Origin of the sequence: Halomonas sp. McH1-25 (genome assembly GCF_022348165.1) — a bacterium.
In the GTDB taxonomy this organism is placed as follows: Bacteria; Pseudomonadota; Gammaproteobacteria; order Pseudomonadales; family Halomonadaceae; genus Modicisalibacter.
Genome location: NZ_JAKRFI010000003.1, coordinates 40615 through 56395 on the forward strand (window position 1 = coordinate 40615; position 15781 = coordinate 56395).

The following is a 15781-nucleotide window of genomic DNA, read 5'->3' on the forward strand; positions in this document are numbered from 1 at the left end:
CTCAAGCCTCGGCCCGGGTCGGCGCCCAGGCGTTCAGGCAGCGGTGCAGCAGCGCCATGACTACCAGCGTGGCAGCCAGCGCCACGCACATCGACGAGAAGCGGTACAGCGCGCTGTAGATCAGGTCCTGATTGGGCGACAGCGACTGGCCGAACAGGATGCCCAGCGTCGTCAGTCCGCCGAAACCGATGCCAGACCCCCCGCCCTCCTTCACATGGGCGTGGGCGAACAACATCAACCCCAACCAGTAGAGCAATGCCACCAGCGTGAAATGCTGGGTTTGCGTATAGAGCAGCAATTGCATCGAAAGCGCCAGGTTGCAGCCCAGCAGGGTCCCCACCGCGCGCTTGCCCGCCGATATCCGGGCGCCGGGATAGCCCAGTGCGAACAGGATCAGGATGGTGGCCATCTGCGCCGATAGCGAATCGCGCAGATCCAGTGTCTGGAACACCAAGAACGACAATGTTGCGGTGACGGCACCGATCAACGTCTCGTGATTGACGCGCGACGCCGACTTCTCGACCCGCGGCGGCGGCTTGCGCGGCGCCACATCCGGAAACACCACATACATGAGCGCGGCAATGCCCACCGCCAATACGCTCGCCACCAGATTGCTCGCCAGCAGGTCGGCGAGATCCAGTGATGGATAGCTGGCGAAGTGAAACAGGATGCTCAGCGTCAGTACGCCATTGGCCCCGAACAGAAACATCGGGCCACGCGCCATCAGCCGGAAGCGCGTATAGAACAGCGCGAAGACCAGCCCCGTCATTATCAGCGGCATGTGCTGGGTCAGCCCGACGACCAGACTGACCTCGACGCAGTTGATCAAGGCATTGCCGAGGAACTGGCGTATCACGTGCCCATTGAGCACCGGCAACAGCCCCACCAGGAACATCGGAAAGACGGTGAAGAAGACCCCGTAGTTCCAGCCCATCAACTGGCTGATCACGAACCCCAACCAGCCGCCGAAGGCGATGCGCAGGCACTGACGCAGCCCATTGGCATCGATGCCTTTCCCCTGGCGGGCATCAGTAGACATGATGCAACCAGCTCATCAGGACGATCTGCGCCCGGGCGAACCAGGCCGCCAGCCCATGATCGGCGGGCGCCAATTGCACCGTGGCCCGCGCCCCAGTGGGCAGTAGCCCCTCAGGCACGTCATCGAAGGCCAGGTGAATCCGCATGCGCTGGGCATCGCGTACCCAGCGATCGGTGGTGGGGATATCGGCCAGATTACCGTCGGCAATCACTTGGCCACTCAGGACTCCGGCATCCTCGGAAACGACATGCGCTGCGAACACCTCGCCGGGCAGGGCATCCAGCGCCACCCAGGCCGGCTCATCGCCAGCGACATGGCGCAGACTCTTCTCGCGGAAATCGGCGACGATATCCACGGCGTCGCCGACCCGGGCCAGGACCGGCGATCCTGCGGTGACATAGTCACCTTCGGCAAGCTGCAGGTTGCTGATCCAGCCAGGCTGTTCCGCGCGCACGGTGGTGCGCTCCAGATCCAGGCGGGCGGCATCGAGGGCGTTACGCGCCTGGCGCAGGCGCAAGTTATTCTCTCCGCTTTCGCCGCGCTGCACCTCGAGCGAATGCACCTGGGCTTCGGCAGCTTCCACGGCGGCCTCGGCGGCACGCGCCTCGGCCACGACCTCATCGTAGCGCTGACGGGAAATGCTGCCGCCCTGAATCAGTCGCTCGACACGCTGACGCTCGCGGTGGAGCTCCTCGGCATCGGCCCGTGCGGAAGCCAGCCTGGCCCGAGCTTCGGCCAGGGAAGCATCCAACTCGGCATTGTCGCGGCGCGCCTGCTCCAGGGCCAGCTCGGTCTTTTCCACGGCAATGCGAAACGGTTCAGGATCGATACGAAACAGAACATCGCCCGTTTCGACATGCTGGTTGTTGCTCACGGCCACGTCGACCACTTGGCCGCTCACTTCGGGCGCGACGCGCGTCACGTCGCGCAGCACTCTGGCCTGAGGGGTGACCGGCATGTAGGCATCGGCGACCACGAAATAGGCGAACAGCACGACGAACATCACGATCGCCACGCGCACCCAGCGGGCGAAGCGTTGCTCCGGTGTCATAGCAAACTCTCTATGGTTAGCGGGAAGACAGCCAGTGACAGGCGTTGCGCTCTATCCTGTGCAGGGCGCGGTGCAGAGACTCGCGTTCCGCGTCGGGAATCCCGTCGAGAAGCAATGTCCTGGCCTCGCTGGCCCGGGCATCCAGCGCCTCGAGTACACGGTGCCCTTCGGGAGTGAACACGACCTCGCGAACCCGACGATCGACGGCGGGAATACGCCGCAGAACCAACCCTTGCTGCTCCAGCTGCGCCAGCGTACGTGTCAGCGATGGCAGCTCGATCCCCAGCGCCTCGGCAAGCTGTTTCTGGGTCGCTCCCTCTCCCAGATGGCGCAGGGTCACCAACAGCGTCCAGCGTGGCTGAGTCAGCCCCAGTGGCGCCACGGTATGATCGACCACCATGCGCCACAGACGGTGGGCATGCCCCAGACGCAAGCCCAGTTCAGAATCTTCACATGGCTGTTTATTTAGCATGCGAATAATTCTGCCACAAAATTAGCTAGCTAACAAAGTTCTTGGTACTAGGCACTGTCTGAAAAGTCGACGAGCGAAGGTTAGACAAGGCAAAAATCAGCGAAAAAGCGGAGTTTACGGGTTGTAAATGAGTATTTTGAGCTGATTTTTAACGCAGTATGGCCGAGCGCAGGCAGTTTTCAGACAGAGCCTAGCGGGTTCGGCACATCTCGGCGGGATGTCTCAACTGGGCAAGCAGGTAGGCCTTGAGTTCGGCATCGACGCCCATTTCCTCGAGTGCGGTACGCATGCACAGCAGCCAGGCGTCGCGCTCCTCGGCCCCGATAGGCAGGTGGCGGTGCGCAGCGGGAATGGCGATGGGCCCGAAGCGCTCGCGGTAACGGCTCGGCCCGCCCATCCAGCCGATCAGGAACGTCGCCAACTTGTCTCGCGACAGGACCAGATCGGCGGGATGCAATGCCAGGATACCCTGGGCCTCGGGCAGGCGCTGCATGGCAGCATAGAAGCGCTCGGCCAGCTCACGCACGGCGGCTTCGCCGCCCAGCGCCCGCAGGGTTGTATCGCCTACACCATAGACCGGCATCAGCCATCGACCTCGTTGATATTGGCCAGGTGGGCCAGCCAGGACCCGGCCAGCGACTCGTCGAGCGCCTCCCTGCCCCGCTCGATCAACGCGGCATCGTCGAGCGCCTCCTGGTCGAGGCCACGCGACCATTGGTCGGCCTGACGCTGGCCGGCCTTGCCAGTCAGACCATGCAACGGATGGCCGCCTTCCGCCTCCAGACGCTCCATCATCGGTGCATAGAGTGCCGACAGCTGGATTCCCGCTACGGCCTGGCGCAGACGCTGGAAGATACGTAGCCCTTCGGGATCGAGATCGCCCCAGAATGTGACCTGAGGCAGACAGAGCAGTTCGGACAACGTGCGTGACGAGGCACGCTCGCCGATCAGCCGGACCTGCTCGGGCGACTTCAGCGCCTCGCTCAGCGACAGCCCATAGCCGAAACTGCAAACCAGCGCCAAGTGCTCGTCGAGCCCGACCCGGCAGGCCTGCTCGAAGCTCTGCGGGTTCTCGATCAGCATTAACCCCTGGGGCTCGGTGGGCACCGACGCCAGCACCCAGGCCACCGTTCCGCGAAAGGCCGTCGTATCGATGCCGAAGGTGCGCACCAGCTCGCGGGGCAGGGCCGATAACAGTTTGCTGCTGCCCAGCAGGTACCGGGCACTGGCTTCGAAGGCACTGGCGGCATAGGCCCCGGGCAAGTCGGCAGCCAGCGCACGCAGGCCTTTGGCAAGGCGCTGCTGATCGGCCAGGGACCAATCCTGCAGCACACCATCCAGCGCATGCCGCCAGACCGCCGCCTGAGTGGCTTCCAACCCCAGCGAGTCGTCGAGTTCGGCGAATTCCGACTCGAGGCGATGACGCAACGCTTCCGACAGGGTGACCTGCACGTTGAGTGTCTGCCGGGCGGACACCGGGGAGGCGGTCTCGATCACCCCCGCTCCGGCCAGCTCGCGTAGCGCCTCCCAGCCATCGAGTTCAGTCGCGCAAGCGCGGTCGCGCTTGAGACGCCGCACCAGGCTGGCACTGCGCCAGCCCTTGTTGCCCTGCTTGCGGTAGGAGAGCGTCCAGTCGCCTTCCAGCCAGACCTGGACCGCCTCGGCACGTTCGCTCAAGTGACTCATGGCGTCGGCTCCGTGACGTGGATTCCGAACAGACTGGCTTCCCCGACGCTACGTGCCAAGTCCTGCGGATCGATGGCACGCCCATCACGCACGATGACGTGACCGCCCTGCCCCTGGGCCCCACCGATCACGCTGCCGACCAGGTAGGTGGGGAAGATGGTCGCGTCGTTCTCGTAGTTGGGGTTATGGATCAGTCCGATCATCTGGAAGCGGCCCCGGGTGTTGCGCAGCGACTCCAGCGAGTCCTGGATCAAGCGGCGATGCGAGAGTTTCGAAAACAGGCCATCGAGCAGGATCACGCTTTCGCGGCCGGCCCGGGCACGGCGTTTCTGGTGACCCGGCAGTTCGCGCAGCTCACGCTCGATGGCGAATTCGGAAAGCTTGACCAGCCACATCAGCGAGACCGCCTCGCGCTGGCCTTCCGACATGTCCTCGTTGAGCGAGAACAGTCGACCATGAGGACGAATGGCCTCGTGCTTGAGGCGAATCGACACGTCACGGAACAGGCCACGGTAGATACGCCGCCGGATCTGCCGGCCGAGTTCCTCGTCGCGACGGCGCTGATCGTTGGCCGCCATGCCGCCCTCCTGCTGCTGGCGACGCCGCAGGGCCGCCTGATGCTCGTCGATGTCGGCAAGCAGCTGCTGGATCAGTTCGCGCACGGCCTCGTCGCCGATCAGCGACGCCTTGACTTCGAAGTAGGCGCCACCCTCGCCGCTGCGACGTGCCACCCGGCGCAGGATGTCCAGATTGCCGGCCGCATCGGTGATGATCGAGCCCAGGCGTTCGACCAGTGTGCCCTCGATATGCTCACGCGAGGCATGCAGCCGGGCGACCCGTTCTCGGTGCTCGTCGAGCTGGCCGTTGAGCTGGGCATACAGCGCCTGAAGGTCGTCGAGTGCCGCGGGTTCGACGCCCTCCAGCGTGGCCAGCCGGGCCCGTTCGGTGTCGTTGAACAAACGACTGTCGCGTGCGTCGAGCAGGGCAGCGTCCAGCGCCTGGACGCGCTGCTCGATCTCGCGCGCCTGACGGTCACGATTGCGTGACCGCTCGCCCAGATTGAGATCCTCCAGCGCATCGACCAGGGTCTGCTGGCAGCTCTCCAGCGCCGCGAGGTCGACCTCGTCGCTCTCATTGTCCGTATCGCCACCCGCCAGGCGACGCCAGTCGTCGAGGGCACCGTCCAGCACCTCGGCCTGGGGATGATCGACGGGCCAGCGGCTGGCTCCCGCCGGGTCGTCGAGCGCCATGACCCGACGCGGCCAGTCCGCGGGCAGCTCGCGTACCACCGCCAGCCAGGCAATGCCCAGTTGATCGGTCAGGATCATCGCCTGCTGGTTGGCCTCGAGACGCCCTTCCACGGCCTGCTGTTCTTGGGCCTTGCGCTTGCGCGCGTCGCGGGTCTCGCCGAGTTCACGCTTGAGCCGGGCGATCTCGCGCTCGAGCTTCTGGCTGCCGCCCTTCTCGTCGCGCACTTCGAGATAGGCACGAATGCGCGCGAAATCGAAGTCTGCACGTCGGCTGGCCGTGGCCAGGGTCTGCTCCAGCTCGGCCCGCACCGTCTCGGCGGAGGCCATGAAGGCCTCGCCGCCCTCGTCCTCGAAGGCTGCGAGTCGCTTGAGCCGGTCGCGCTCGCCGTCGGCGAACAGCTCACGCAGCCGGACCGCCAAATCGTCGCGACGCAAGCGCAGCGATGCGACACGCTCGGCGGCATCGCCCTCGCGCTCGGCAACGATCTCCGCCTGCTCGCGCAACTCGTCCAGACGTGACTCCAGCGCCGCCAGGCGCTCGACGCCGCCGGCATCGGCGAACTTCTCTGCGGCCAGCCAGGTCGCGCCATGGGCTTCCAGCGCCTGCTCGGCCTCATGCACCTTGGGTGCCAGCTCGGCCATCCGGGCTTCGGCCTCGAGCAGGTCTTCCGCCGCCGTTTCCAGCGCCCGATCGCCTCCCTCGAGCAGGTAACGCTGGTAATCGTCGATCGCCGCCAGCGCCGCATCGGTCAGGCGCGGCGCCAGTCGTTCGCGCTGCTCGGCAAGGCGTGCCTGTTCGGTCCTCAGCGCCTCCAAGGCGTCATCGACCTTCTCGTCAGCGGCCGCCTGGGCCTGAAGCGCCAGGGCAAAGCGTTCGCCATGCGGATCGAGGCGTTCGATTTCCTCGCCAAGCGCGACACGCCGCTGGCGTTCGATGTCCAGCCGCTGCTGGGTCTCCTCGCGCAGTGCCGTCAGAAACTGCGGATCGAGCGCGGCCTTGACCGCCAGGGTCTCCTTGCCCTGCACCGCACCCAGTGGCGGCTGCCCTTGCGCCAGACAGTCAGCGAGCCGGCCGGCTTCGAGCACCGGCACGCCCAGGCCCCGCTCGATCAGCAAGTCAGCCGCGTCACTGGCCGCCACCTCGCCGTCGATGACCGGTGCGAAAAGTTGCCCGGCGGCCTGCGCCAGCCAGTCGCGCCGCGAGGCTTCGTCGGCCTCGAACGCCGTCAGCGCTTCATGCAAGGCCACGAAGGCGATGCCGGCCTCGTCGAGCAGACGATGCGCCTCGCTTTCGGCGACCTGGCGGGCCAGTGGATCGCCAGCCAGGCTTTCCAGGTAACGCTCGCGGGCCTGGATCTGCTCGTCCAGCCCCTCCCCTTCCCGCAACAGCCGCGGATAGCGGGACTTGGCATCCTTGAGCCACTGCGCCGGCGACAGCTCGCTGAGCTCGCCGAAGCGCAGCCAGGCCTGATGCAATTCGCGCAGGCGCTGCTCCTCCCGGGCCAGGCGATGGCTTTCATCGTCCAGCGTGCGGGATTCGCGATAGAGACGATCACGCAGGTGGACCGGCTCGTCGTCGCCGTGAATGTCCGCGTAGTGTCGGGCCGCCTCGGCCAACGGCGTCAATCGGGCGCGCAGCGCCCTGGCGTCGTCCTGGCGCTGGCGCTGCTCGCGCAGGGCCTGCTGCCATTCGGAAAGCTCGGTCTTGCGGCGCGACCAGAATTCATGGACGTCGGCTTCCGGCCAGCCCTCGGTGAAGGCCTGCCAGGCGTCACGCCCCTGACGCAGTGGCCCCTGCTCGCCTTCCAGGCGCTGGCGCTCGCCGTTCAGGCGATGGCGCTCGTCGCGTGATGCCGCCTGCCGGGACTCGGCGTCGCCAAGTTCACTCTCGATCCGCTCGCGTTCCTCGTTGAGGGTCTCCTGCTGCTCGGTCTTGAGCGCCAGCAGCTCCCCCGGCGAGGTTTGGGGGTGGGCGGCCTTGAACTCGGCATGCCACTGCGCGGGCTGGCGCAGTTCGCCGATCCGGCCAAGATGTTCGTTCAGTGCACGACGCGTCTCGTCGGCCTGGGCCACGGCCGCTTCGCGGGTCGCTTCGGGGGATTCCAGCTCGTCTTCGCTGAACAACCCCTGCCCCAGTGCCTGGGTATAAAAGCTCTGATTGTCGGTGAAGTCGCGCTGGCGCGACTCGAGTTGCTCGCGCTCGCCGTCGAGACGTTCCCACTGCTCATCCAGTCTGTCGATATCGGCCTTGAGCTCCTTGCCGTATTCGCGGTCGGCGATGACTTCCTCGCGGAAGCGGTTGCCATCGAGACCTTCGAACGCCTCCGCGGCGTCATCCAGGCGTGACAGGGCCCGGTAGCGTGCCGAATCGTCGGCAAAGACGTGGCTGTCCTCGAGCCAGTCGCGGGCTGCGGCAAACGTCACATGGTGGACATCGCGCGCCTGAGGCCATGTCGCCTCGGGCAGATGCACCAGGCGACGGTGCGTGTCGACGCGCGCGCCGCGCTCGGACAGCGCCTGGCGCACGGCGCGCTCGGTCTGGCCGGTCAGCCGGGCAAGCAGCCAGGTGGACACCCGGGGCCGCTCGGTATCGCCGACTGCCCAGGCAAAGCCGGCGACCAGCTCGGCCTCGTCCCCGTCATCGGGTCGCCGCGACAGCCCCGGCAGGGCCAGCAGCGCCTGGCCGCCCAACAACCGTTCGCTGGCCGCCAGTCCCTCGTCGAGGTCGGCGAGCTGGCGTCGCGCCTCGAGCAATGCCTCGCCCTGGGTATTCAGGTCGGCCAGCCGCGTCACCTTGCCCTCGGCGCGGCGCTGGTCATGCTCGGCCTCGCTCAGGCGCTGGCGCAGTTCGGTGACCTTGGTTCCCGAGTTGAGGATCACGTCCTCGATCAGATCCTCGCCTTCGTCGGTCTCGCCACGGGTCGCCCCGGAGAGGATCTGCGGCGCCAACACCTCGAAGAAGAACGCCTGGTCGGCCTTCTCGCCGGCACGCGGCTTGATGGCGTTGAATATCTGGCTCTTGTCGGCACCGCCCTCCTTCTGGAAGGCGGCCAGTTGGGCCAGCTCGCGCCGCGAGATGTGCGCGCCGACGGCATCCAGCCACTCCTCGCGATTGGCGCTGCGGGTCACGCCATGACGGCGCATGGCCGTCTGGACGTCGCTGTTGGCATACAGCGCCAGCTTGGCATCGCGGGTAACGTGATACACCGGTACGTCCTCGAGCCGTCCGGCATAGTGATAGAAGGACAGCCCGCTGCCGTCGCTATAGCCGTACATGCCGAACACGAACGTCTCGCCGGCCACTTCCTCGCCGGCCGCGGCGAGCATGTCGCTCTGGCTGCCGCTCTCGCCGGCGCGAAACTCGACGCGCAAATGCGACCAGCTGCGTCCATGGCCCGCCACGCTGGACGGCGAACACTTGCGCCGGGTACGTGCCAGCAGGGTGCGATCGCGCGACAGCAGGCCGATCAGCGCCTCGGCGAGGGTGGTCTTGCCGAAGCCGTTCTCCATGCTGATGGCGCTGGACTGGCCGCGCAGGTCGAGCAGCAGGTGACGCATCTTGGCGTCCCAGGGCGAGGCGATGTCGCCGTGCTTGTTGAGCAGATTGGCGACTTCGATGCGATTGATGACACTCATGCCCGCTCCTCCGCTGCACGCTCATTGACCGACCGCGTCTCGGCTTCCTCGTCCATGCCGGGCAACTCGTTTTGAGTCTCGTCCGCCTCGGGCGCGAAGTCGGCCTCCCGGCTTTCCTCATCGGCGGGCGTCGCCTCATCGTCGTCTTCCCGCGCCGCCGGCCGAGGCTCGCCCGACAGCAGGTCGACCAGATGCGACAGGTGGTGGGCACCTACCTGCTCGGCCTCCAGTGCGCCCAGCAGCGTCTGCTGCCAGATGTCGCTCTCGGCACCGTCACGCGCATCGCGCACCGTCTCGAGCTGCCCGGCACGTACCTGAAGGTCGATGAACGCCTTGACCCGCCGGGCGACGTCCTCGCCACGCTCCTCGAGCAGCACGCGGCTGGTCTCGGGCACGCCCTCGCCCTGGGCGCGCAGGGTCTCGAGCTGTTCGCGCAGCAGGCCGACCAGCTCGGACGTGGCAAACGTGGCTTCCTGATAGCGACTGACGTCGGACAAGGCGCGGTTGAGACGGGTATAAAGCAACGTCTGCATCAGCAGCCATAGCTGCAGATACCACTGGGCAAGCTCGGCGCGGCTCTCCTGGCGCAGGCGCAGGGCATCGAACACCGGTTCGCGGGTATACAGCGGCGGCTGTTCCAGTTCCGGGTCGGGCAGCAGCGCATAGAGCCGCGAGCCGGGAGCGATGCCGGGATAGTCGCCGGACTCGAACACCTTGAGGCGCAGCCCCTGCCCGGCCAGGAAGTCCCGCAGTGCCTCGCGTTCGGTGTCCAGCGCATCGTCGATCAGTGCGCAGACGTCGCGTTCGGCCAATTGGCCCTCGCGTGCCGCACGGCGCTTGCGACCGTTGCCGGGCTGGCGCTCGGCGGTGCGATAGCGCAACAGGTAGGCGACGACCTCGCCCATCTCGGTCATGTTCATAGGGTTTCGTCCTGCTCGGCGACGCGTTGCGTGGCCGTTGATGATTCGGTGCGTGAGGATGGCTCGGCGTCGGCTGTGTGGAAAAACCCCAGCGACGGGGTGACTGGCCCGTCGATACGCCGACCGTCCGCCAACGTGATTGAGAAGGGCGAGGCCTCGATACCCACCGACAGGCGGCTATCCAGCAGTTGGGTATCCACGAAGGTATTGAGCAGCTGGGCCAGGCAGTCCTGCGCCTCGAAGTGATGCCAGCCCTCTTCCAGCGCCTCGGGCAGCGACAGAGGCGCCTTGTCCAGGCGCTGACGCAGTGCCGGGCCACGCGCTTCGAGATAGCGCGCCAGCAATGGGTCCTCCGGCCGGGCATCGGCCTGCTCGTCGAAGACCAGCGCGGCATCGCTTTTCTCGGCACGCCGCGTCTCGAGCAGCGGCATCAGGGTCGAATTGCGCGGCATGGCGACCTTGAGTCCGAACGGCATCATGCGGGCAACCAGCGTATCGCGCAGTGCCTCCGGCAACGGCGCGTGCAGCACCCGCCGCGCCAGGTCGGCAAAATCGACCACCCCCATCGACTGGATGCGTCCCTCGGCAATGTCCGAGAGCAGTTCCGAGAGCCGGCGCGACAGGTTCTCGATGGCGTTGAGCACTCGCCCTATCGCTCCGGAGAGCATGCGCAGGTCCCATTCCTCATCCTGGGCCTCGCACCAGGCCTCGAAACGCTGCATGGCATCCGGTGTGGCCAGTTGCGAGCGGGCGCTGAGCAGCGTGTTCTGGATCGTCGACAAGGCATTGTGATAATGCCGCTCGTTGTCGAGAAACGCGGCCAGCTTGCCCTCGCGCGTCGGGTTCTCGCGTACCCGGCGCAACTCCTGGGTCAGCGCACGGATCGCCATCAATATCTGGTTGGTGATATCGGGAATGCGCGCGAAGTCGCCACGCGCCAGCGCGGCCAGCACCTTGGCGGCGTCATACTCGGAATACAGCAGGTCCTCGACCTGGCTGGCCAGGGTCACCGCCTGTCGGCCACTGGGCGTCAGGCGGACCTGGCCGGTCTGGCCCTGCTTCTCGATCAGCGCGGTACGCTTGGTACTGGCCATGCTTCGCGGCTCGACGGGCACCAGTGAAGCCGGCGCGCTGCGAAAGTGAATCTCGCTGGGCGTGGCCAGCAAATTGACGACGAAACTCAGGTCGTCGGCGGGCAGCTCGGGATAGTGTTCGCGCAGGTGTGCCAGGCAGCGCGTCTGCGAGACGAAGGCGCTGTTGGTGGCGAAGTCGATGTCGAGCAGGAAATCGAGCAGTAGACAACCGAGATCCAGCCAGTAGCCGTCGCGCAGGCCGCGACGCTGTTCCTGGCTGACCTGCACGAACGCCGAGCCCGGCTCATGGGCGCTGTCGTGCAGATCGATCAGCCGCGTGGTGGCGACGAGAAGCTTGCTCCAGGCGGTCATGCGTCATCCCTAGAAGGAGAAGGGCAAAAACCGCCATTATGCCAAGGGACTCGGCGAGGGTCATGAGCGATGTCAGTCAACGCTCAGGTAATGCACGAACCAGCGACTCGCCAGGGACTGGACTTCCTCGAGCGTTCCCGGTTCCTCGAACAGGTGAGTCGCGCCGGGGACGAGGGTCAGCTCGCAATGCGCCTGCATGCGCTCACGCGCCTGCGCGTTGAGGCCGATGACCGGCGCGTCATTACTGCCAACCAGCAACAGTGTCGGCGCCTCGACCTCGGGCAGGGCATCATCGGCCAGATCCGGCCTGCCGCCACGCGAGACTACGGCCCGCACCTGCGCCGGCCGGTTCGCCGCAGCGATCAAGGCCGCGGCCGCACCGGTGCTTGCGCCGAACAGACCGATGGCCAGCCCGCGGGTCGCCTCGGCCCGGGCGACCCAGTCGACGGCACCGGTCATGCGCCGCCCGATCAGGCCTATGTCGAAGCGCAGCTCCCGGGTACGCTCGTCGATGACGTTCTCTTCCGGCGTCAACAGGTCGAACAGCAACGTCGCCAGCCCCTGCTCGCTGAGAAAGCGTGCCACCTGCCGGTTGCGCGAACTGAAGCGACTGCTGCCACTGCCATGCGCAAAGACGACGATGCCCGACGCTCCTTCGGGCACGATCAGGTCGCCCTCCAGCGCGACGTCATCGACCTCGAGTGTCACGTTCTGCCGATCCATGGGGCACCCTCCTCTGCTCGACATGCTCACCGGAGTGTAGTCAGGGCCTCCCCTGCGCTCCAATGCTCATGTCCGGCCCCGGCTTTGCCCCGCGCCCATCCCGCCGGCAATCAGGTGCGCCGCACGCAGCGGCTCGGGAATCGTGCCGTTGACGGCGGTCCTGCGCAGTACTGCTTCGGCTTCGCGCAGGCTGATCCCCATGCGCTGCACGTGGACGCCAGCCAGGGGTTCCATCGGCCCGAGCCGTTCGACATGTGCCCACTTGGCGCCACCGCCGGGAATGCGTTCGAGCAAGGCACGCCGCATTGCCTCCGGGCGCGGCGCGTGGCGTGCCACCACCAGCACCGGCACGCCCAGCGCGGCATGCAACCGCGTCACGTCGACGACATTGAAGCCCGCCATTGCCACGCCCTGGAGCATGACCAGCTGCAGGTGCGCGCCGAACTTGCTGTCGCGCACCAGTTCGATGAGCACGCGGGTGGCGTTCACCCCATCGCGCTGCACCTTGCCCGAAACGACGCCTTCCAGGCGCAGCCCCGAGTAGATCGTGCCGACGATGGGCACGTCGCCGCAGTGCCCGCGCGGAAAGGGAAAATCGTCGAAACCGACGATGTGCGAGAAGGCACGACAGTGAGCGTAGGCATCCATGGCATCGATCCGCATCGCACAAACACAGCAGTGAAATGTCTTTCTTTCGACCTCATCAGGATCGAGTGTGGGCGAGACGGGCAATTCGAGCGAACGGCGAGTGGCGGCACGGCCATGCTCCGTTGAGCTCGAGCGGACCGCCAACGCTTGAACAACGGCTACACTATCCCTGACAGGAGACATTGCGATGAGCCGACTTTCCGAACAAGCCTGCGAAGCCTGCAGATGGGATGCGCCGCACGTAACGACCGAAGAGATGGAAACCTATCGCGCCGACATCCCCGATTGGCAGATCGTCGAGCGCGATGGCATCATGCAACTGGAGCGTGTCTTCATGTTCCGCAACTTCAAGCAGGCCCTCGCTTTCACCAATCGCGTGGGTGACATCGCCGAGGAAGCCGGCCACCATCCGGCGCTGCTCACCGAATGGGGCAAGGTCACCGTGACCTGGTGGTCCCATGAGATGAAGGGCCTGCACAAGAACGATTTCATTCTGGCCGCCAGAACCGACGAGGTAGCACAGTAAAATGTTCGAGCAGATAGAGCGTGTGCCCGGGGATGCCATTCTCGGGCTGATCGAGGCCTTCAACAAGGATACCAATCCGCAGAAGGTCGACCTCGGCGTCGGTGTCTACCGCGATGCCCACGGCAACACGCCGGTGATGCGCGCCGTCAAGGAGGCCGAATCGCTGCTGCTGAAGAACGAGACCACCAAGAGCTACATCGGCTCGCACGGCGATCCGCGCTACGGCCAGGCCATCCTGTCCATGGTGCTGGGCGACGAATCGCCGGTCCTGGCTGCCAAGCGCGCCAGTGCGACCCAATCACCAGGCGGCACCGGCGCCCTGCGCCTGGCGGCGGACTTCATCAAGACCCACCTGCCCGGCAAGGGCATCTGGCTATCCGACCCGACCTGGCCCAACCATCTGGGCATTTTCCATGCCGCCGGCGTCGAGATGCACAAGTACCCCTACGTCGATGCCGAGAACCGCCTCGACTTCGACGGCATGCTTGCCACCCTCGAGCAGATCCCGCAGGGCGATGTCGTGTTGCTGCACGCCTGCTGCCACAATCCCTCCGGCTTCGACCTGTCCAAGGAGCAGTGGCAGCGAGTCCTTGAGGTGGTTCGCGAGCGTGGCCTGCTTCCCCTGGTCGACTTCGCCTATCAGGGCTTCGGCGACGGTCTGGAAGAGGACGCCTACGGCGTACGCCTGATGGCCGAGAATCTCGATGAGGTGCTGATCACCAGCTCCTGCTCGAAGAATTTCGGCCTCTATCGCGAGCGCACCGGTTGCCTGATCGCCATCGCCAAGGACCAGCAGCAAATGGAGAACGTGCGCTCGCAGTTCGCCATCGTCGCCCGCGAGAACTACTCCAACCCGCCGGCCCACGGCAGCGCCATCGTCGTCGAGATTCTCGACTCCGCCGACCTGGCTGCCAACTGGCGCGAGGAGCTCACCGAGATGCGCGATCGCATCAACGGCCTGCGCCGCGATTTCGTCGACGCGCTCAAGCCTTATGGCCTCGACCAGCAGTTCGCACATATCGCCGAGCAGCGCGGCATGTTCTCCTACACCGGCCTGACGCCGGAACAGGTCGACCGCCTGCGCGATGAGTACGCCATCTATATGGTGCGTTCCGGACGCGCCAACGTGGCGGGCCTGGCGAGCGAAAACCTGCCCTACGTGGCCAAGGCCATTGCCGCCGTGGTCAAGTAAACCAAGTCAGGCATAGCGTCGCCAAGCAGGAAGATTAACGCCCGGGGCTGAACCAACCCCGGGCGTTTTGCATGGATACGTTAATGTCCCAGAGAATCACCGTCGCCGGTGCGGGCATCGCCGGGCTGACCACGGCCACACCCGACGGCAGGCCGCGCCTGGGCCCCACTGGAGTCGAGGGGCTGTGGGTCAATGCCGGCCATGGTGCGCTGGGTTGGACGCTGTCGATGGGCTCGGCACGCGCCATCCAGCAGGCGTTCGAGGGTAACGATGAGGCATTGGCGCCCTTCCGCCTGAACTCACGCTAGGCCTGATTCCAGGCTTCCTGCCGCGCCTGCCAGAACAAGGCAAAGAGTTCCGATTGCGAATTGATGCCCAGCTTGGCGTAGAGATGTTTCTTGTGGGCGCGTACCGTCTCGACGGAAATCGCCAGTCGCCGGGCAATTTCCTTGGTCGAGCATCCACCCAGCATTAACTGGCTCACCTCTCGCTCGCGATCGGTCAGGCTGCTCACTGCGGGCGGAGGCGAGTGGGTACCCTGCGGATGCCAGGGGTGTGGCCCGGCTATCTGCTCGTCCGCCGACTCGAAGTGCATACGCTGACGCATCAGCGGCAGCAGCCAAGGCTGAATCAACAGCAACGTGCCCATTGCTCTAGTGTCGAAACGCTGCGAAGAACCCAGCGACAGGCATAGCACCCGTTCATGGTCCAGGGCGACATTGAACTGGATCTCGTCGGCGACGATATTGCGTTGAAAATAACGCTGGAAATACTCGGTATTGGTGAAGCACTCGGGAGCCACATCGTCGAGACGCAGCAGGCCAGTGCGTGGGCGGGCGCACGCCTCGATATAGAAGGGATCGAGCAAGTAGAGCCCCCGCTGATAATCGCGGAACAGCTGCTCGTCGCTGCCGTCGTCCTCGTCGCTTTCGGCGAAGATCGTCGGCGGGCGGTGCGGCGAAAACAACAGCGCCACCCACGTGTCGAAGTCTACTTGATCGCCCAGCAGGCGCGTCACGCTGAGCCAGAAATTCGGCGCATCGAGCTTGTCGACCAACAAGCCGAAGCCCCGGTGCCAGACGAGTTCTTCATGCCGCATCGAGGCGTTATCCCCCACTTGCGTTACCCCTCACATGGAATAGGCAGCCGTGTCGCAGTAGGCATACTGAAAGCATGCCCAGCACCCAAGAATA

14 protein-coding genes are annotated in these 15781 nt (G+C 65.7%); 3 read left to right on the forward strand and 11 right to left on the reverse strand.

What is annotated here, in order from left to right; genetic code table 11:
• Position 1 precedes the first annotated feature (1 nt).
• From MHM84_RS09670 to MHM84_RS09715, 10 genes are all read right to left on the reverse strand, one after another.
• Positions 2–1039, reverse strand: a complete 1038-nt coding sequence (locus MHM84_RS09670; RefSeq protein ID WP_239265449.1) for a DUF2955 domain-containing protein — start codon at positions 1037–1039, stop codon at positions 2–4.
• Positions 1029–2090, reverse strand: a complete 1062-nt coding sequence (locus MHM84_RS09675; protein ID WP_239265452.1) for an HlyD family secretion protein — start codon at positions 2088–2090, stop codon at positions 1029–1031. Before MHM84_RS09675 ends, MHM84_RS09670 begins: the two co-directional genes overlap by 11 nt.
• Before the next feature lie 16 nt (positions 2091–2106).
• Positions 2107–2562, reverse strand: coding sequence for a MarR family transcriptional regulator (locus tag MHM84_RS09680; protein WP_239265455.1), 456 nt, complete (start codon positions 2560–2562; stop codon positions 2107–2109).
• Positions 2563–2752: 190 nt separating this feature from the next.
• The gene (locus MHM84_RS09685; protein WP_239265457.1) at positions 2753–3145 is read right to left on the reverse strand and encodes a group II truncated hemoglobin; all 393 of its coding nucleotides are present in this window, start codon (positions 3143–3145) and stop codon (positions 2753–2755) included.
• Complete coding sequence (locus tag MHM84_RS09690) at positions 3145–4248, reverse strand: Wadjet anti-phage system protein JetD domain-containing protein (protein ID WP_239265459.1); 1104 nt, start codon at positions 4246–4248, stop codon at positions 3145–3147. The genes MHM84_RS09685 and MHM84_RS09690 overlap by 1 nt, the downstream gene beginning before the upstream one ends.
• Entirely contained in the window at positions 4245–9134 is a 4890-nt protein-coding gene (locus tag MHM84_RS09695) for a hypothetical protein (RefSeq protein ID WP_239265461.1), read from the reverse strand. Before MHM84_RS09695 ends, MHM84_RS09690 begins: the two co-directional genes overlap by 4 nt.
• Complete coding sequence (locus MHM84_RS09700) at positions 9131–10054, reverse strand: hypothetical protein (protein WP_239265463.1); 924 nt, start codon at positions 10052–10054, stop codon at positions 9131–9133. The genes MHM84_RS09695 and MHM84_RS09700 overlap by 4 nt, the downstream gene beginning before the upstream one ends.
• On the reverse strand, positions 10051–11499 hold the full coding sequence (locus tag MHM84_RS09705) for a hypothetical protein (RefSeq protein ID WP_239265465.1): 1449 nt from the start codon (positions 11497–11499) through the stop codon (positions 10051–10053). Before MHM84_RS09705 ends, MHM84_RS09700 begins: the two co-directional genes overlap by 4 nt.
• Positions 11500–11571: 72 nt before the next feature.
• The gene (locus MHM84_RS09710; protein ID WP_239265467.1) at positions 11572–12222 is read right to left on the reverse strand and encodes an alpha/beta family hydrolase; all 651 of its coding nucleotides are present in this window, start codon (positions 12220–12222) and stop codon (positions 11572–11574) included.
• Between the two features lie 66 nt (positions 12223–12288).
• Complete coding sequence (locus MHM84_RS09715) at positions 12289–13053, reverse strand: DUF99 family protein (protein ID WP_239265469.1); 765 nt, start codon at positions 13051–13053, stop codon at positions 12289–12291.
• 4 nt (positions 13054–13057) lie between these two features.
• Here MHM84_RS09715 and MHM84_RS09720 point away from each other — a divergent pair, with 4 nt between their 5' ends.
• From MHM84_RS09720 to MHM84_RS09730, 3 genes are all read left to right on the forward strand, one after another.
• A complete protein-coding gene (locus MHM84_RS09720; protein ID WP_239265471.1) occupies positions 13058–13396 on the forward strand; it encodes a 4a-hydroxytetrahydrobiopterin dehydratase in 339 nt (112 codons plus the stop codon).
• 1 nt (position 13397) lies between these two features.
• The gene (locus MHM84_RS09725) at positions 13398–14588 is read left to right on the forward strand and encodes an amino acid aminotransferase (protein ID WP_239265473.1); all 1191 of its coding nucleotides are present in this window, start codon (positions 13398–13400) and stop codon (positions 14586–14588) included.
• Positions 14589–14671: 83 nt separating this feature from the next.
• The gene (locus MHM84_RS09730) at positions 14672–14896 is read left to right on the forward strand and encodes an FAD-dependent oxidoreductase (protein WP_239265475.1); all 225 of its coding nucleotides are present in this window, start codon (positions 14672–14674) and stop codon (positions 14894–14896) included.
• Here the strand turns inward: MHM84_RS09730 and MHM84_RS09735 are convergent.
• Positions 14893–15687: a helix-turn-helix transcriptional regulator gene (locus MHM84_RS09735; RefSeq protein WP_239265477.1), complete on the reverse strand. Its 795-nt coding sequence runs from the start codon at positions 15685–15687 to the stop codon at positions 14893–14895. The two genes, MHM84_RS09730 and MHM84_RS09735, sit on opposite strands and share 4 nt — an antisense overlap.
• Positions 15688–15781 lie beyond the last annotated feature (94 nt).